This window comes from Boseongicola sp. (assembly GCF_057460485.1).
Window position 1 is genome coordinate 1 of the sequence record NZ_JBVCWP010000061.1, and the last position, 16,296, is coordinate 16,296.

At 57.2% G+C, this 16,296-nt stretch carries 17 protein-coding genes and 1 tRNA gene; 10 read left to right on the plus strand and 8 right to left on the minus strand.

The window, feature by feature from the left end:
• Positions 1-436 precede the first annotated feature (436 nt).
• From AC221Y_RS09475 to AC221Y_RS09485, 3 genes are read left to right on the plus strand one after another with little or no spacing between them, the layout of a single operon-like run.
• Entirely contained in the window at positions 437-850 is a 414-nt protein-coding gene (locus tag AC221Y_RS09475; RefSeq protein ID WP_486707224.1) for an antitoxin Xre/MbcA/ParS toxin-binding domain-containing protein, read from the plus strand.
• On the plus strand, positions 847-1,551 hold the full coding sequence (locus AC221Y_RS09480) for an RES family NAD+ phosphorylase (RefSeq protein ID WP_486707225.1): 705 nt from the start codon (positions 847-849) through the stop codon (positions 1,549-1,551). Before AC221Y_RS09475 ends, AC221Y_RS09480 begins: the two co-directional genes overlap by 4 nt.
• Before the next feature lie 24 nt (positions 1,552-1,575).
• Positions 1,576-2,646 carry a hypothetical protein gene (locus tag AC221Y_RS09485; protein ID WP_486707226.1) on the plus strand — a complete coding sequence of 357 codons (1,071 nt, stop codon included), beginning with the start codon at positions 1,576-1,578 and terminating at the stop codon, positions 2,644-2,646.
• Between the two features lie 16 nt (positions 2,647-2,662).
• Here AC221Y_RS09485 and AC221Y_RS09490 read toward each other — a convergent pair.
• From AC221Y_RS09490 to AC221Y_RS09505, 4 genes are all read right to left on the minus strand, one after another.
• Positions 2,663-2,738, minus strand: a tRNA-Thr gene (locus AC221Y_RS09490).
• Positions 2,739-2,782: 44 nt separating this feature from the next.
• Positions 2,783-4,339, minus strand: coding sequence for a heme biosynthesis HemY N-terminal domain-containing protein (locus AC221Y_RS09495; RefSeq protein ID WP_486707227.1), 1,557 nt, complete (start codon positions 4,337-4,339; stop codon positions 2,783-2,785).
• 15 nt (positions 4,340-4,354) lie between these two features.
• Positions 4,355-5,635, minus strand: coding sequence for a COG4223 family protein (locus AC221Y_RS09500; protein ID WP_486707228.1), 1,281 nt, complete (start codon positions 5,633-5,635; stop codon positions 4,355-4,357).
• A 96-nt stretch (positions 5,636-5,731) separates the two neighbouring features.
• Entirely contained in the window at positions 5,732-6,421 is a 690-nt protein-coding gene (locus tag AC221Y_RS09505) for a uroporphyrinogen-III synthase (protein WP_299753793.1), read from the minus strand.
• A gap of 72 nt (positions 6,422-6,493) precedes the next feature.
• On the opposite strand from AC221Y_RS09505, the gene tsaD reads away from it, so the two are divergent.
• The 4 genes from tsaD (at position 6,494) to AC221Y_RS09525 (ending at position 9,423) form a co-directional block, all read left to right on the plus strand.
• On the plus strand, positions 6,494-7,579 hold the full coding sequence (gene tsaD / locus AC221Y_RS09510) for a tRNA (adenosine(37)-N6)-threonylcarbamoyltransferase complex transferase subunit TsaD (protein ID WP_299753794.1): 1,086 nt from the start codon (positions 6,494-6,496) through the stop codon (positions 7,577-7,579).
• Positions 7,576-8,538: an NAD(P)H-dependent glycerol-3-phosphate dehydrogenase gene (locus AC221Y_RS09515; RefSeq protein ID WP_299753795.1), complete on the plus strand. Its 963-nt coding sequence runs from the start codon at positions 7,576-7,578 to the stop codon at positions 8,536-8,538. Before tsaD ends, AC221Y_RS09515 begins: the two co-directional genes overlap by 4 nt.
• Positions 8,539-8,542: 4 nt before the next feature.
• Positions 8,543-8,956, plus strand: coding sequence for an EVE domain-containing protein (locus AC221Y_RS09520; protein ID WP_299753796.1), 414 nt, complete (start codon positions 8,543-8,545; stop codon positions 8,954-8,956).
• Between the two features lie 83 nt (positions 8,957-9,039).
• Positions 9,040-9,423 (plus strand): DUF1761 domain-containing protein, encoded by a 384-nt coding sequence (locus AC221Y_RS09525; RefSeq protein WP_299753797.1) that lies wholly within the window; start codon positions 9,040-9,042, stop codon positions 9,421-9,423.
• A gap of 706 nt (positions 9,424-10,129) precedes the next feature.
• Here the strand turns inward: AC221Y_RS09525 and ahcY are convergent.
• Together ahcY and AC221Y_RS09535 are read right to left on the minus strand one after the other, a co-directional pair.
• A complete protein-coding gene (gene ahcY, locus AC221Y_RS09530) occupies positions 10,130-11,521 on the minus strand; it encodes an adenosylhomocysteinase (RefSeq protein WP_486707229.1) in 1,392 nt (463 codons plus the stop codon).
• Positions 11,522-11,586: 65 nt separating this feature from the next.
• The gene (locus AC221Y_RS09535) at positions 11,587-11,892 is read right to left on the minus strand and encodes a hypothetical protein (RefSeq protein ID WP_299753799.1); all 306 of its coding nucleotides are present in this window, start codon (positions 11,890-11,892) and stop codon (positions 11,587-11,589) included.
• A 276-nt stretch (positions 11,893-12,168) separates the two neighbouring features.
• Between AC221Y_RS09535 and AC221Y_RS09540 the strand changes: the two genes are divergently transcribed.
• On the plus strand, positions 12,169-12,732 hold the full coding sequence (locus tag AC221Y_RS09540; RefSeq protein WP_299753800.1) for an HD domain-containing protein: 564 nt from the start codon (positions 12,169-12,171) through the stop codon (positions 12,730-12,732).
• Between the two features lie 2 nt (positions 12,733-12,734).
• Here the strand turns inward: AC221Y_RS09540 and AC221Y_RS09545 are convergent, their stop codons facing one another.
• Together AC221Y_RS09545 and AC221Y_RS09550 are read right to left on the minus strand one after the other, a co-directional pair.
• The gene (locus AC221Y_RS09545) at positions 12,735-13,289 is read right to left on the minus strand and encodes an ActR/PrrA/RegA family redox response regulator transcription factor (protein WP_299753801.1); all 555 of its coding nucleotides are present in this window, start codon (positions 13,287-13,289) and stop codon (positions 12,735-12,737) included.
• Between the two features lie 61 nt (positions 13,290-13,350).
• On the minus strand, positions 13,351-13,959 hold the full coding sequence (locus AC221Y_RS09550) for an SCO family protein (protein WP_486707230.1): 609 nt from the start codon (positions 13,957-13,959) through the stop codon (positions 13,351-13,353).
• Positions 13,960-14,047: 88 nt separating this feature from the next.
• Between AC221Y_RS09550 and regB the strand changes: the two genes are divergently transcribed.
• Both regB and tsaE read left to right on the plus strand, forming a co-directional pair.
• On the plus strand, positions 14,048-15,442 hold the full coding sequence (gene regB, locus AC221Y_RS09555) for a sensor histidine kinase RegB (RefSeq protein ID WP_486707232.1): 1,395 nt from the start codon (positions 14,048-14,050) through the stop codon (positions 15,440-15,442).
• A 579-nt stretch (positions 15,443-16,021) separates the two neighbouring features.
• Positions 16,022-16,296: tRNA (adenosine(37)-N6)-threonylcarbamoyltransferase complex ATPase subunit type 1 TsaE (gene tsaE / locus AC221Y_RS09560; RefSeq protein ID WP_486707231.1), on the plus strand; the 275-nt coding region annotated here is incomplete at its 3' end.

Genomic DNA, 16,296 nt, shown 5'->3' on the forward strand with positions numbered 1-16,296 from the left:
ATAATGCGCGGAGCGGACTGACTTAAGCAGGCCTATCATGTCTTGGGCGTACCCGCATGACGCGGGGCCGATCATCTCGATCACGCTTTGGCGCTTGGATAGTTGTCTGGAATCTTATCAATCTACAGATGCATCACGCGGTATCTCGAATTGTATTATACCAAGTTACGACCTGAGTTTTTGCAGATAGCGGAGAGGGAGGCCTTGGCCTCGTGACACCTCGGCGCGGTCGATTTCGCCCGAATCGCGACAGGGGGCCAAGAGCCAAAGAAGCGCGGGGGCCAGAGGAGACGCCGTACAATGGGGCGGATCGAGTGCGGCGGTGGGGATGGCGGCGCGCCGTCCCTTAGCGATAGACGCGTCATGCCACTTGATTGTGCATCTTGCCATTTGGCGTGATATACGCTCTAAATGCGCCAAATGACAGGAGCATAAAATGCCACATCTGGAACTTGTTACTCAACCACCAACCCCTCAAGCACCTGATATCTCTCTTGAAGAGGCACAGGCTATGCAACGTGCGATCGTCAATCTCTTCGCCAGGTGGGGGCTGACCGATGATGAGGCATGCACTCTATTGGGAGGCATCGGCTTAAGAACTTTTTCGCGATGGAAGTCCGGAGACCTCGGCAGAACAAGTACCGACCTTCAGGCGCGGATGTCTAACCTGCTTGGCATTCATAAGGCGCTGCGATTGCTATTCGACGAGCCAGCACGGGCTTATGGGTGGATCAAACGACCAAACACTGCTTTTGGAGATCTAAGCGCACTTCAAGTTATGCTCGGTGGACAGCTGACAGACCTGATGCGGGTGAGGCGATATCTTGATGCGCAAAGGGGGGTATGGTGACAGAACCATTACCCCCGACGGTGCATACTGTCTGGCCAAACGCGCATCGCATTATCAACAGTAAGTATCCGCCAGTATCCCTATTTGAGGACATTGCCGATCCAGCTGATTGGGAACTTCTGGCTTCGGCCGAAAGCAAAACAAACCCAAGGTTATTCGAAGGTATCGGAAAGCTGGCACTTGTGCCGAATGAGCGGCGTGTGGCTGGCCCAGGCGCAAGTTGGGTTATGGCCCCGTTCGTACACGCAAGCCCAGATCGCCCGGGTAGATTTCACAGTGGCGAAGACGGCGCGTACTACGCAGGCGACAGTTCTGAAGTAGCACTGTTCGAAACAATCTACCATTTCGAGAACTTTCTCAGAGCTACAAACGAGCAACCTTGCTCTGCAACCTTCCACGAACTTGTTGGCCAAATCGATGCTGATTTGCATGACCTAAGAGGTTCAGGTTTTGTTGACTGTTTAGATCCCGACTCATACGCAACCAGCCAACGCCTCGCGACTGAGCTGCGCGTACAAGAATCGAGCGGGGTCCTTTACCCCAGCGTTCGCTACCCAGGCGGGCTATGCGTGGCACTGTTCTATCCCAACGTACCGCGCATTCCTTCGCAAGCGAGTCACTACCGCTATCATTGGGACGGCTATCGCGTCACTCATGTGACCAATCTCTCTGAGGGCGGCGTCTTCGCGATAGTGCCATAACGCCAAGAGCGCCAAATAATCAAAATGTTGGCAACGTATCCTGTTGAATCAACTGCAGAGAACTGGCTCAGCGACTGTCTAGCATCACGACTTTTGTCGCGTTTGGAGCAGTTGGAAGCTGGTGGAGAGATCGTAGAGTTTCCCTCTGATTTTGACGAGGAACTTCGCGAAGTAATCGAAAGCTACCCCCGTGTAACCAAGCGGTTCAAAAGTCTCTCGGACGCATTTGCTGGGCTGACCCCGGAACAGCGAGTGATAGTTCGAAACGCTATTGAATCGCAGAACCAGATTCCGGAAGTGTTCGACACCGCGTTTCCTTGCACAGACTGCGGCGAGGAATTGCCTGACATCCAAAAATTGGCGAAGGAACTTTTCGAGTTTAGTTTCGGTGCGCTCTCGAGGATCAAGTCCCCCAATTCCGATGTTCCTATCCGGGATAGACACTATGAGATTGCCTATGGTCACCTGCAGAAGAAGTGCTGTCCGTTCTGTGGAATGGAGCGATTAGAACCATACCATCCAGATGTTCCGCGACACGACTTGGACCACTATTTGGCAATCTCTAGGTACCCATTCTCAGGCACTAATCTCAAGAACCTGACCGCGATGGGGGATCGATGTAACTCATCTTATAAGCTTGCTTTGGATATTCTTTACGATCCAAATGGAAATCGGCTTCCATGTTACGATCCGTATGGGGATGTTACTGCCAGCTTTTCTCTCGAAGGCAGTGAGCTCTTCGGCGGCCATGGAGGGGGTCCGGTTTGGGAATTGTGTCTCACCCCTGAGACACCAGAGACAGCCAACTGGGGTCGGGTATTTCGGTTAAAGCTACGTTTGGAAGAGAGCTTGAAGGCAGAGTTCAGGGGCTGGTTGGTGAAGATCGGCGGATTTCTTCGCGGTTTAGCTTGCAATCTGGGGATCATCGAAGAGGTCAAAGCCGGACAGTCGCGATACAAGGACGCCTGCAGTTTAGAATCTCTACCTAGCGTTGCTCTGTTGAAGGAGGGGGTGGCGTCTGTGCTGTTGCAGGGTCTTGAAGCAGAAGATCAAAAGCAAAGGACACATGCCTTCCTTATAGACGCGTTTGCCTAGATAAATATTGGAGGAGTGGTGCCGCTGATAGGACTCGAACCTACTACCCCATCATTACGAATGATGTGCTCTACCTGATGAGCTACAGCGGCGTATCGCTGCGCCTCCTAGCAAGATTTCGATCCAAAGGATAGATCTAAGTCGCGTCTTTCTTCTGCTCTGCCTCGCCATTTTCCGACGCAAAATCCGCAGGAGGACCATCCGCATTCGCGGTCTGTTTTTCCCCCGTTGCATCTGCTAGCTCGGACTCGGCAACCTCAGCCACAGCATCGATCGTTTCAGCGTCTTCAACATCATCGACTGACACCGGCGGCTCTATCTGTCCAACGATCAACGGCAACATCTCGGCCCCGGTCAGCATTGAAGACGACCCCTCCGGCGGACGCGTCCAGGCCATCGTATCAAATCCATCGCAATTGTCGCAAATCGGAGACCAAACACCATGCACCGTCTGGCACTTGTTGCAGACCCATTGCGGATCACGTGGCGCTGCCAGTGCGCGCGCAAGCCACCCGCGCACAAGCGCATCATCTGCCCCCGAGCCGCGCTCGACCGCTGCCATAATCGTCAACGTCCGCCCTGTCGGATCGGTTTCTGCCAGATCTCCAAGCGCCTTGCGCGCCGCCGGAAAATCTTCCGCAGCGATCTGAAGCTCTGCCTGCAAAAGTCGCGTCTCTGCGTGATCCCTGTGTTGGTTTGTCAAAACACCAAAGCGCAAGATGCGTTTGCCCGGACTCTCGTCTGGTACAATCCGCGCAAAAGCAGCCGCAAGATCGGGATGCGGCGCAACGTCCCAAGCCTTGCGAATAACTCGGGTCGCATACTTTGGCTTACCTTCAGCAACATAACTGTCTGACGCCATAACCGCTGCCGGGACCAGATCCGGCGACATCTTATTGGCCGCAATCGCCTTCTCACGCGCCTCGATCGAAGCACTTTCATCGACAATATCGCGCGCTTCGCCCAAGGCCAAAACCGCATCACGGCGGCGATGCACGTCGCGCGGTAATGACCCGTACTTCAGCTTCGCACTCAACGTTTTGCGCGCCCCGGACCAATCGTGTTGACCGGCCTGCAAACTCAAAAGAACGTCTTGAGTTTCCTCGTGCTTTGGCTTCAAAGCAAACGCGCGCTCAGCAAGCTTCAGTGCCATGTCCGTGTCGCCATCCAGCAGTTTCTGCCGCATAATCCCGCGCACACCAACAAACCGTGTTCGGTCGTCTTGCAAAAGTTTCTTATAAGCAACCTCGGCCTTCAGCTTGTCGCCGGCCATCTCGGCCGCCTGCGCCGTCAGAAGCGTAGTCAGGTCAGGTCGCTTAAGATACCGCTCAGCCTTTGATGCTTTGGTCAGCGCCAAACGCCCATCGCCGGATGCCACCGCCATCATCCCTTCGGCCAAAGCATCGTAACCTTTGCGTTCTCGGCCGCGGGCAAAATACCGCGTGATTGCGGTCTCGTCGCCGTTAAGAAACCGCAAAAACGCAACGATCAGACCAACGACCTTGAAGGCCAGCCAGGTAACGATGACGAGCCCCACAAGCGCGATCACGGATTCGAGCGCTCCCAAGGTAAACTCGGTATCCGCCACGGACACCCGGACGCCGCCTTCGGCTTCCAGAAGCATTCCCACGCCCCAGGCCGCCGCGCCCACAAGCGCAACAAAGAGGAAGATTCTCAGTAAAGACCAGATCATCTAAAAACGCCTTCCTCAGTTCATTTCATCAGTAAGCGACTGCACCGCTGTCGTCGCGGCCACACGTGTTTCAGCTTGCGCTATCCAACCGCCAAGTGAGCCAATCGCGCCTTCCGGCAATACGGACAGCTCCTCCAACGTTGACGCAAGATCTCCATCGTTCAAAGTGGCCTCGGCCCTCGACAAAACAGCATCAGGATCATCGCCTTCGCGTGCCGACAAGGATCGCGCGTTCGTCTGCTGTCGCAAAAACGCAGCTATCCGCTCGATCGCGCTTGCATCAGCTGGAATGCTTTGGGCATTCCGAAGCGCATCGCGAGCCGCATCCGGAAACTCAGCCCGCAATCCGGCCAATGTCGGAACGCCTTGCTCCGCAACAGCGGCCAATGCTTCGGGCACATTCGGAACGTCGACCAACGCATCTGCAAACGGCGCGCCACTTTCCAGAGCCGCCGAAACCTGCGCAAGCGCCGCACGCTGCATGGCCATTTCAGCAGCGGCCGCGGCGTCCGCTTCAATCTGCTCGGCGCGCGCCTGCGCCGCCTCGACCTCGGCCCTCGCCGCCGCCGCCGCAGCCTCAAGTTCTGCCCGGAAAGTTTCCATCTCAGCCCCGAAGTCTACGGAAGGCGCGGCCTCAATCACTGCGGCCGGCGAATTCTCCAAAACCTCGATCCGAGCAGAAGCAGCAGCCAAATCCCCGGACAGCGCATCAATCCGCTCCGACAGGCCTGCAATCTCATCCTGCACTGGCGTCAAATCCGCCTCAACGGAAATTGGCACAGCGCCAATATCGGCAATCTGCGATTCTAAGGCTGCGATTTGCCCAGCCTGACTATCAAGCTCCGCCTGCATCGCCTCGTTCGGACCCGCGGGAGGATTTGGCCACCCTTCAGGCACCGCGAAGGTTGCAACCAGAAATCCGATAGCGCCTGCTATTAGTCCGCCAAAAATAAGACCAACCGTCGAAGGCCCGGACGGTTCCGGCGGCGGCGCGGGCGACGAGATAGCTTCCGCGACTTCTAAAACTTCTGGCGCAGTTTCATCGACAGCGGTTTCATCGCTCAAAGTGTCTGAAGCATCGCCGTCTTCAGCAATAACCTCTGCGCCCTCGATCAGACCCTCCCCCTCTGACGCTTCCGCGTCATCCGACTCAGGGTTCTCAGAATCTTTTGTTTCAGAGGATTCGGCATCATCGACTTTCGCTGAATCCACGCCGTCAGATTCCAAAGCTTCGCCGTCTTTCGGAGAATTTGTGCTGTCTTTCGACACCTTGGACGAATTTTTGCCGCTAACCAAAGTCAATAACTCCCATCAGTCGCGCGCCCCAGTGGGCCCACCGAAACTACACCAGTAACTGTATTGCGCCACAGCGGTGACAACAAGTAAACGACGCTAAAAGCACCGCACAACTGCCGCGCACATCGCCGCCGAGGATGGCTCTGTCACAATCCTCACGTCTCCACCACCGATCCAGGCCGACGCAACAGTCTCGCTGATCGCAATCACAGTCAAAGGCGCCCGTATGCCCAGCGTTTTGCCTAATAATTCGGCGGTTCGCGCAGAAAAAAGCGGCGCAACAACGGGCGAGGCGCCGAAAAGCAACGCCTCGCCCGCCCGACTCAAGGGCTGCGCAATCTGATCATAGACAATCACATCCTCCGACATGACCCCCCGTTCCTCTAAAGCCGCAACCAAATCCAAGCGGACATGCCGACCTCTGACATACAGACACGGCCCGATAATGGCCTCGCTCCTCTCCAAAAAACTCGAAACGTCGGCCCCCAGAGACACCGCTTCAGCACCGAACTCACGCGCCAGACGCGCCGTCATTTCGCCAACGCAAGCCACGCGGCGCCCCCGCAACGCGCCCTCGTCTGCAAGTCGGCGCACCGCGTGGGAAGATGTCACGGCAATTGTCGCAAACTGGTCTAGATCCGGAATATTCCCGACTTCAACGATCCGTATAACCGGAGCCACAACGGCAGGCACTCGCCGCTCCAAAACTCCCTCGCACTCAGCAAGAAAGGCGCGCGATTGCGCGTCGGGGCGGGTCAATAGAAGGGTCGGCGAAGCGTCGTCCATTCAGGGACCGTTGCTTGTGCGATAGGCCTCTCGGTGTTACCTGCCAATCATTGCTCACGCAAGACAGCGCACATGACAGCCATTCGGACCATCCTTGGAATAGAATCCAGCTGCGACGACACAGCAGCAGCCGTCGTGCAGAACGATAGGACCATTCTGTCATCCGTTGTCGCAGGCCAAGCTGATCTCCACGCCGCGTTTGGAGGTGTCGTTCCGGAAATAGCCGCCCGCGCCCACGCCGAAAAGCTGGACATTGCCGTCGAAAAGGCGCTCGCAGACGCCGGCAAATCTTTAGCCGATATGGACGCCATCGCTGTGACCGCAGGCCCTGGCCTCATTGGTGGCGTTATTTCTGGCGTCATGATGGCCCGAGGCCTAGCTGCCGGATCCGGCAAGCCACTGATTGGTGTAAACCACCTCGCGGGTCACGCCCTTACACCCCGCCTGACCGACGATCTGACATTCCCATACCTGATGCTTCTCGTCTCTGGTGGCCACTGCCAATTCCTTACAGTCCACGGCCCCGATAGCTTCACCCGGCTGGGCGGCACCATCGATGACGCGCCAGGCGAAGCTTTCGACAAGGTTGCCCGCCTCCTTGGCTTGCCGCAACCTGGCGGCCCGGCCCTCGAACAAGAGGCGCGCAAAGGCAACGCGAAACACTTTACTCTGCCGCGCCCGCTGCTGAATCGTCCGGGCTGCGACATGAGCTTCTCAGGCCTCAAAACCGCTGTCCTTCGGGAGCGCGACAAGCTTGTCGACGCACAAGGTGGCATCACGCAACAGAATCGCTCCGACCTATGCGCGGGGTTTCAAACGGCCGTATCAGACGTGCTTGCTCAAAAATCCCGCTGTGCTCTTGCCGAATATCTGAAATTGAACCCCGAGAACCCGGCGCTCGCCGTCGCGGGCGGGGTCGCCGCAAATATTCAGATCCGCGACGCTCTCCAGTCGGTTTCCCTGCAAGCCCGCGTCGCGTTTACCGCCCCGCCGCTCGCGCTTTGCACCGACAATGCTGCGATGATCGCCTGGGCAGGCCTCGAACTTGACGCTATCAACCACCCCGGGCTCATTCCACTTATTGCCCGCCCGCGATGGCCGCTTGACGCAACAAGCCCAGCCATGCTCGGCTCCGGTAAGAAAGGGGCAAAGGCATGAGCCACACCGCCGTTATCGGCGCAGGTGCGTTTGGCACATCACTCGCCATCGCGCTTTCACTTAATGGTGCGCCCGTAACACTCTGGTGTCGTGACGACGAGACCGCCGAGACCATGCGCAGGGGACGTAAGTCACCGCGCCGCCTGCCCGGACATGATTTGCCCAAAAGCCTGGCCATTTCGGGCAACCTCGCAGAAATCGAGGCCGACACCCTCCTGATCGCGGTCCCGATGCAATCACTCGCAACCTTCCTTGCCGCCGCTCCGGACTGGTCCGGGCGCACACTGGTTGCGTGTTGCAAGGGCATCGACCGCCAGACAGGCCTTGGCCCGGTCGCAACCTTGAAAGCAAAGGCTGAAAACTCAAATGCCGCACTGATAACCGGCCCAAGCTTCGCCACCGACATTGCTCGTGGCCTGCCCACCGCACTTACGCTCGCGGCAGAAACCGAAGCGCGGGCGCTTAGCCTTCAAGCAACCCTCTCCCGGCCGGCTCTCCGCCTCTATCGCACCACAGACACCGTCGGCGCCGAACTTGGCGGTGCCCTGAAGAACGTGATCGCGCTAGCAGCTGGCATGGCCATCGGCGCAGGCTTCGGTGACAGCGCCCGCGCCGCAGTTATCGCGCGTGGCTTCGCTGAAATGACACGCTACGCGGTGGCGAAGGGCGCACATCCAGAGACCCTGCAGGGCCTGTCGGGTCTTGGTGATCTCGTCTTAACCTGCACCTCAGACAAATCCCGAAACTTTTCTGCAGGCGTTGCATTTGGGCGCGGCGATCAGCCTGACATGACCTCAACAATCGAGGGCATCGCCACCGCAGAAGCTCTTGCGACCGAAGCCAGTGCCCAAAACCTTAACCTTCCCCTAACCATTGCAATTCACGCCGTGGCCACGGGGAAAATGGCCGTCGAAGACGCCGTCGGCGCCCTCCTTTCCCGGCCGGTCAAACAGGAGTAATCCCATGCGCTACTGGCTCTTCAAATCTGAAACCTCGACCTGGGGCTGGGACCAACAGGTCGCCAAAGGCGACGCCGGCGAAGAGTGGGATGGCGTGAGAAACTATCAGGCCCGCAACTTTATGCGCGAAATGGAAGTCGGCGACCGCGGCTTCTTTTACCATTCGCAAAAAGATCGCGAGATCGTCGGCATCATCGAAGTGATCGCCAAAGCCCACCCCGACAGCACAACAGACGATGACCGTTGGGAATGCGTTGACATCAAGGCCGTCAAGGCGCTCTCCACGCCCGTACACCTTGATGCCATCAAGGCAGATGAGCGCCTCGCGGATATGGTGCTCGTAAAAAATTCCCGCCTGTCCGTGCAGCCCGTCACAGATGACGAATGGCGCATTATTTCTGATCTTGGCGGGCTTTAGAAACGCTGGCTTTCAAACAAAGCTAGGCGGATACGCAAAGGCGTCCGATACTCGCGCCATAAAAACAGCGAGGGACAAACAACATGGGATTTCTCAGCGTAGTAGCGGCCGCAACGGCCGCGTGGATATTCGGAGCGATCTGGTACGGCGTTGTCGGTAAACAGTGGATGGCCGCGTCGGGCCTGACCGAAGAATCCGTCAACCGCAGCAACCCAGCACCCTACATCGTCAGCTTCCTGTGCGCGCTTCTTGTGGCGGGTATGATGCGGCATGTACTTGTAACATCAGGCGTCGAGACTGTGGGCAAGGGTCTGCTGACAGGGCTCGGCCTTGGTCTTTTCATCGCCGCGCCTTGGGGTGTCACCAATGTGCTGTTTGCCCAGCGCGATCGTGCGTTGATCTGGATGGATGGGGTCTACCCTACTGTCGGAATGGCGTTGATGGGGGTTGTGCTTGTTCTGGTGTGAATGACCACGGCGGTGCTGAAATCAGACTACTGCCGATCTCTCGCCGACCAATCGTCGTCTGCGTGCGAAGTTGGTCGGCGTGCAGCGCGTTAAAATCAGGGCCAAGGCAATGGCGTGCAGTTCGCAGTGCAGCCCGCAAAAACGCCTGTTCTTCTGGTGCACGGTTCCAATCACACTTCAACAATAACGAACGTCACTCTTGAAATTGAAGCCCAGACACATCAGTCGCCCTCCCTGCGACATGTGTTGACCGCCTAGCGCCATCTCCGGAAGACGTAGGCATCCGACGACAGGCCTAGCTTGAGAGATGAACGATGCGCGTGACGTCTGCCCCTAGGACTTCAACAGCCAGGCCTTGAAGACCGTGCCGCTCCCAAAGCGCAAGCCTCAGCGAAATGGAGCAGTTCATCTCAACAGTAGCCATCGACAAACTCACAGCCCCAATAGCGACAGGGTCATAACGTCCGAGGTGTGAACAGCCGCAATGCAGCCCTGCAACGATCCGGAGTGTAAGGCCAGCCTTCCAGCGCGCTGGCGGCAAATAGGGATCCGACACACTAAGTGGGACTGTGGGGTTCCATTCTGCGGGCAATGGTCTGTCTGGACGCAACCTGACGACAGTTGCGATCGCCACCTTAAAACGCCGGACAAGACGCGAATATCCATCAGGGCAGCAAAGGGGCGCAGCTTCCCGCGCCCCGTTTAATCAATAGCGATAGTGTTCAGGCTTGAACGGTCCTTCCGGAGAGACGCCGATATAGGCTGCCTGATCGGCCTTCAGCACGGTCAGCTTCGCGCCAACCCGCGCCAGGTGCAGTCGAGCGACTTTCTCGTCCAGGTGCTTGGGCAGAATATGAACCGTGTTGTCATAGTGATCACCCTTGGTCCAAAGCTCGATCTGCGCCAGAACCTGGTTTGAAAAGCTCGCAGACATAACGAACGAAGGATGCCCGGTTGCGTTGCCAAGGTTCAAAAGACGCCCCTCAGAAAGCAGAATGATCCGGTTGCCCGAAGGCATCTCGATCATGTCGACCTGCTCTTTGATGTTCGTCCATTTGTGGTTCTTCAGGCTTGCCACCTGAATTTCGTTGTCGAAGTGGCCGATATTTCCAACGATGGCCATGTCCTTCATCTCTCGCATATGCTCGATGCGGATGACGTCTTTGTTGCCAGTTGTCGTGATAAAGATGTCCGCCGAAGGGATTTCGTCTTCCAGAAGCGTCACCTCAAAGCCGTCCATCGCGGCCTGAAGTGCACAAATTGGATCAACCTCGGTTACTTTTACCCGCGCGCCCGCACCGCGAAGCGACGCCGCCGATCCTTTGCCTACGTCGCCGTACCCCATGACAACGGCCACTTTGCCAGCCATCATCGTGTCAGTCGCGCGGCGAATACCGTCAACCAGCGATTCCTTACAACCGTACTTGTTATCGAACTTTGACTTTGTAACACTGTCATTGACGTTGATTGCGGGGAACGGAAGTTGGCCCTGCTTCACCAACTCATACAAGCGGTGCACGCCAGTCGTCGTTTCTTCAGAAACGCCTTTGATCTGATCACGCATCTTGGTGAACCAGCCGGGGCTTGCAGCCATCCGTTTCTTAATCTGAGCAAAAACCGCTTCTTCTTCTTCTGACTTGGCGATCAAGATCAGATCGCTTTCGCCATTCTCAACCCGGGATCCAAGAAGGATATAGAGGGTCGCGTCGCCGCCATCATCTAGGATAAGGTTGGGGCCATCCTCAAACATGAAGGATCGATCGAGATAATCCCAGTGCTCGACCAGGCTCTGGCCTTTAATGGCAAAGACTGGCGTACCACCCGCCGCAATAGCTGCTGCAGCATGGTCTTGGGTCGAGAAGATATTACACGAGGCCCAGCGCACATCAGCACCAAGCACCACCAAAGTCTCAATCAAGACTGCGGTTTGGATAGTCATATGAAGCGATCCAACGATGCGCGCGCCCTTAAGCGGCTTGCTTTCGCCGAACTCCTCGCGCAAAGCCATCAGGCCCGGCATCTCAGTCTCAGCAATATCAAGCTCTTTGCGCCCAAATTCCGCCAGAGAGATGTCTTTTACTACGTAATCGTTGGCCATAAGACCCGCTCCTTAATCAGTTCAACGGGTCAGATAGCACCAGGTATAGTCCCCGGCAACCAACGTCAGCTTTTGATACCTGCCGGCGTCCTAAGATTGGGCCCTGCCTCGCGCCAATTTGTGCCCGACGCCATGATACACGACAGCCCATTCGGGCGCGTCATCAAGATAGTCCAAGTGCCTTTTTCTTCCGAAAACCAGACCTCGAATACAGAACTCGAGCTCTGTAGCCCGCCGCCTGCGAAAACTTCTCCATAGCGGCCCTCCAGTTTTTCCACCACCATATCCCGCTCTGCGCAGGCTGCCTGGGCTTGGATCGTCGTTGGCAGAACAGCTGCCAAAAGGGTCAGGCTTGTGAGGATGCGTCGCATCATGTCTCCTTTCTGCGGCGTCTGGCCGCTTTGCCTGTGTCTCCTCCCGGTCTTTCGATCACTGGTACTGTGTTGATTGTTTCCAAATCGTGACTGAAGCTACCCATTTTAACGGGCATTTTAACTTCTCAAGTTTTAGCGATAGGGGTGAATTGTGCCAGAATCTGGGCCTGAATTTGGGTATTTCCATGCCGAGGCACCTTGACGCCCTGATGCACTTTGCCCCACATCCCCACCATGCGAGCTTTCAAAAAACCCCCACGCGCATGGCAGCGAATGCTATCTGGCCGACGCCTCGACCTGCTCGACCCAACACCGGTCGACATCGAAATCGAAGACATTGCGCATGGCTTGGCCTTTGTTGCGCGCTGGAACGGTCAGACCATAGGCGACTTTGCCTATTCCGTTGCAGAACACTCGCTGCTTGTGGAAGAAATCTTCGCGCGCATCAATCCTGACGCCCCCGCAAAATGGTGCCTTGCGGCGCTTCTTCACGATGCGCCAGAGTACGTCATCGGCGACATGATTTCGCCGGTGAAGGCTTCTGTCGGACCAGGATACGGAGCGCTGGATGATCGTTTGGCAGCCGCCGTCCACCTTCGTTTCGGCTTGCCTGCAACACTACCGATTTCCATCAAGAAAAAGATTAAAAAGGCCGACAAGATTTCTGCTTGGCTCGAAGCAGTGCAGGTGGCCGGGTTCACGCTCACCGAGGCAAACAAATTCTTCGGGGCCCCGGACGACGCGGTCGCCCAAGGCCTCAAGATTGTTCTACGTCCGCCTGTTGAGGTCCGCGAGGCCTACGTCGCGCGTCACAACACGCTCATTGCCCTGCTTTAAACCTACCTCGGCGACCGCTTCGCCAAAATCCGCTGAAGGGTGCGTCGATGCATGCTCAGGCGACGCGCGGTTTCGCTGACATTGCGATCACATAACTCATACACTCGCTGAATATGCTCCCAACGCACACGATCCGCGCTCATTGGGTTCTCCGGGGGCGGCGGCAACTCGTCATCAGTCGCCAGCAATGCCGCTGTCACGTCATTGGCATCAGCAGGTTTCGACAAATAATCCGTCGCGCCGATCTTCACGGCCGCAACAGCCGTAGCAATCGCGCCATATCCGGTCAGCACCACTACGCGGCTGTCCTCTCGGCGCTCGCGAATACGCTCGACTACGTCAAGCCCATTCCCATCACCCAACCGCAAGTCAACGACTGCGTAGGCTGGAGGGCGCGCCGTCGCAATCGCCGTCCCTGCGGCAACAGTTTCGGCCGTCTCGACTTCAAAACCACGCTTTTCCATTGCCCTCGCGAGACGCCGCAGAAATGGCTCGTCGTCATCAACGATCAAAAGCGATTTGTCGGCCCCAATGTCTTTAAGCGGTTGGTCGGCCATATATTCCTCCTGCCCCATTGTCCGGAACCCTAGGGCGACGACCCCCATGCGTCAAACAAAGTCAGTTAGCTGCGATATGACAGGCCGTCTGCTCTGCCATTTCTTCGGGCTGCACATCTCGCCCGAAGTACGAAGCAAGACCAGTTTTAGGTAGCATCAGATAGGTGAATGTCGAGTGATCCATCAGATAAAACTCTCCCTCACCTGTGCCCCTCGCATAGTAAGTCTTATAGGCCTGACTTGCCGCCTTGACCTGCTCGGGGCTCCCGGTCAAACCGATCATCTTCGGATGCATGTCGGCCGCATATTGAGCGACAATCTCCGGCGTGTCGCGCTCCGGGTCAATCGAGATAAACACCGGCGTTACATCAAGCCCCTGCTCAGCCAGGATATCAACGGCGATCGCATTGCGCGCCACATCGAACGGACAAACATCGGGGCAGAACGTGTACCCAAAGTACACAAGCGTCGGCCCATCAATCACATCGCCATCCGTCACAAGCATGCCGTCCCCGTTCATCAACTCAAATGGACCGCCGATTGCTACATTCCCGCCAGCAATCGCGTTTCCGCCGCAGGAGCTCTCCTGATTAAGCGCCGTCCAAACCGCCGCGCCACCGATTGCAACGGCAAGCACCGCCGAAGTCGCCCCAACATAGACCCTATTCATCCGCTTCCCTCCTCAGGTACCTTTGATCGCATTGATCCGGCATGCGAAAGCTGTCTACAAGAAGACAGCTTGCCCCGCACACGAGGAAGTGATGGTCGATCAGCCCGGCTTCAACTCCAAAATCAACCGCTCGAACTGGGTTCGCCTCAGAACACTTATCGTATTGCGCTGGGTCGCCATTGGCGGACAGCTTGCCGCAATCACCGTTGCACAACGGCTTTTTGACCTCGACCTGAATCTGGGCCTCTGCTTTCTTGCCATCAGCGCTTCGATCGTCGCCAATCTGGTGGCCGTCTTCGTTTTCCCGGAAAACAAGCGGCTGACCGAATTTGAGGTCGCGTGGATGCTATTGTTTGACATCGGCCAACTGGCATTTCTGCTTGCGCTGACCGGCGGTTTGAACAACCCATTCGCGCTTCTGATCATGGCCCCTGTCACCATCTCAGCGACAGCGCTTAAACCCGGAACCACTGCGCTCCTCGGGGCGGCAACCATCGGCTTTATCAGCATAGTCGCCATGTGGCATCTGCCGCTTCGCACTGAGGACGGCTTTATTATGCAGATGCCGCAGGACTTCGTGATCGGGTTTTGGACCGCTCTTGTGATCGGCGTCATGTTCCTAGGCCTGTTTGCAAGCCGAATTACTGCCGAAGTTCACGCCATGTCAGATGCGCTCACCGCTACGCAAATGGCGCTCGCGCGCGAGCAAAAGCTGACCGATCTCGGCGGGGTTGTTGCGGCTGCGGCCCACGAGCTTGGCACACCTCTGGCCACGATCAAGCTCGCCAGCGCCGAACTCATCGACGAACTGGATGATCCGCAGCTCAAAGAAGACGCTATGCTGATCAGGGATCAAGCCGACCGGTGCCGCGACATCCTACGCTCCATGGGTCATGCCGGCAAAGATGATTTGCTGATGCGCCGCGCACCGCTAAGCGCGGTCGTCCGCGAAGCTGCCGAACCGCACGAGAATCGCGGCAAGAACGTCCACTACGATATTGCCGCGCTGACCCTTGGCGGTCCAAAGCAACCCACCATCGACCGCCACCCTGAGATCATCCACGGACTGCGCAATCTCGTGCAAAATGCCGTCGATTTTGCCGCTGCAAATGTCTGGATCGATGTGGGCTGGGACAACGAGACCATTGTGCTGACGATTTCTGACGACGGGCCCGGGTTCTCTTCGCAAGTTATGGGCCGGATCGGTGATCCCTTCGTGAGCGAGCGCAACAAGGGCTCCTCAAGCCAGCGGCCGGGTTACGATGGAATGGGCCTCGGGCTTTTTATTGCGAAAACCCTTCTGGAACGCTCCGGCGCTGAATTAAGTTTCGCCAACGGTGGCGATGCCGGCAGCGCAGCACCCCAGTTCGAAATCCGATCCGGCGCCATCGTTCAGGCGCGGTGGCCACTGGACCGCATCGGGGCGACATCTGACAGCGAGCGCCCAGCCCTTGGTGAGAATATCGCGATAGAAGCGACCTAAATTCTAAAAAACGCTGCCGAAGGCGGGAGCTGCTGCGAAGTCTGGTCAATTGCCGGAAATCTCGCCTATCGCATCACGGGACGCACGCACCCTGGCGGCGCCATCGCTTTTCTTGTGGAGGACATATCCGCCGAAATGTCGCTCACCAGGCAGTTCCGCCACGAGATCGCACTCAGCCAAACCCTGCTCGACACCATCGAGCTTTGGTTTCGCTTCCAGGCGTCTTTCTCCAAACCAAAAACGCCTACGGTCGCCTCTGGCGCGTCGATCCCAACTCGCTTATCGCAGAAACTTCCATTTTTCACGCCAGTCGTGATTGGCGCGACCGCTCGCTGCCAACGCCGGTCCGGGGGGATTTGCGCTCGTTTGCCCTCAACCAAACGAGCGCGCCGAACGGACCGCCCCTGTGATCGTGACCAACGGGCGGGTCATCGAGAGCCGCCTTCTCCCTATTGCCGGCGGCGGCACGTAGATCATCTTCCAAATCAATGGCGGGGCCGAAACGCGTCCTAGCGAACAGTTGTGTCAAGCTGCCTAATCCGCCTTGCGGCTCCGCGCCCGCAGCGCCAAGGTGGAACTATGCTATCGCCAGCTTCCGTCCATATTGTGCTTCCCGGCCCAGACGACACAGCCGCCGTCGCCGCCCGCCTTGCGCCACATCTGCGCGCAGGTGACTGTCTTCTTTTGACCGGAACCCTTGGCGCCGGGAAAACCCATTTCGCGCGCGCAATCATCCAGAAAAGACTATCTGATTCAGGCCTTTGGGAAGATGTGCCGTCGCCAACCTATACCCTTGTTCAAACCTATGACGACGGGGTTTGTGCGCTTTGGCACGCTGACCTATACCGTCTTAC

Excerpts from the sequence above, each read along its gene's own strand:
- AC221Y_RS09475 (WP_486707224.1), top strand. The coding sequence starts at position 437 with ATGCCACATCTGGAACTTGTTACTCAACCACCAACCCCTCAAGCACCT.
- AC221Y_RS09485 (WP_486707226.1), top strand. The coding sequence starts at position 1,576 with ATGTTGGCAACGTATCCTGTTGAATCAACTGCAGAGAACTGGCTCAGC.
- AC221Y_RS09495 (WP_486707227.1), bottom strand. The coding sequence starts at position 4,339 with ATGATCTGGTCTTTACTGAGAATCTTCCTCTTTGTTGCGCTTGTGGGC.
- AC221Y_RS09505 (WP_299753793.1), bottom strand. The coding sequence starts at position 6,421 with ATGGACGACGCTTCGCCGACCCTTCTATTGACCCGCCCCGACGCGCAA.
- tsaD (WP_299753794.1), top strand. The coding sequence starts at position 6,494 with ATGACAGCCATTCGGACCATCCTTGGAATAGAATCCAGCTGCGACGAC.
- AC221Y_RS09515 (WP_299753795.1), top strand. The coding sequence starts at position 7,576 with ATGAGCCACACCGCCGTTATCGGCGCAGGTGCGTTTGGCACATCACTC.
- AC221Y_RS09520 (WP_299753796.1), top strand. The coding sequence starts at position 8,543 with ATGCGCTACTGGCTCTTCAAATCTGAAACCTCGACCTGGGGCTGGGAC.
- AC221Y_RS09525 (WP_299753797.1), top strand. The coding sequence starts at position 9,040 with ATGGGATTTCTCAGCGTAGTAGCGGCCGCAACGGCCGCGTGGATATTC.
- ahcY (WP_486707229.1), bottom strand. The coding sequence starts at position 11,521 with ATGGCCAACGATTACGTAGTAAAAGACATCTCTCTGGCGGAATTTGGG.
- AC221Y_RS09535 (WP_299753799.1), bottom strand. The coding sequence starts at position 11,892 with ATGCGACGCATCCTCACAAGCCTGACCCTTTTGGCAGCTGTTCTGCCA.
- AC221Y_RS09540 (WP_299753800.1), top strand. The coding sequence starts at position 12,169 with ATGCTATCTGGCCGACGCCTCGACCTGCTCGACCCAACACCGGTCGAC.
- AC221Y_RS09545 (WP_299753801.1), bottom strand. The coding sequence starts at position 13,289 with ATGGCCGACCAACCGCTTAAAGACATTGGGGCCGACAAATCGCTTTTG.
- AC221Y_RS09550 (WP_486707230.1), bottom strand. The coding sequence starts at position 13,959 with ATGAATAGGGTCTATGTTGGGGCGACTTCGGCGGTGCTTGCCGTTGCA.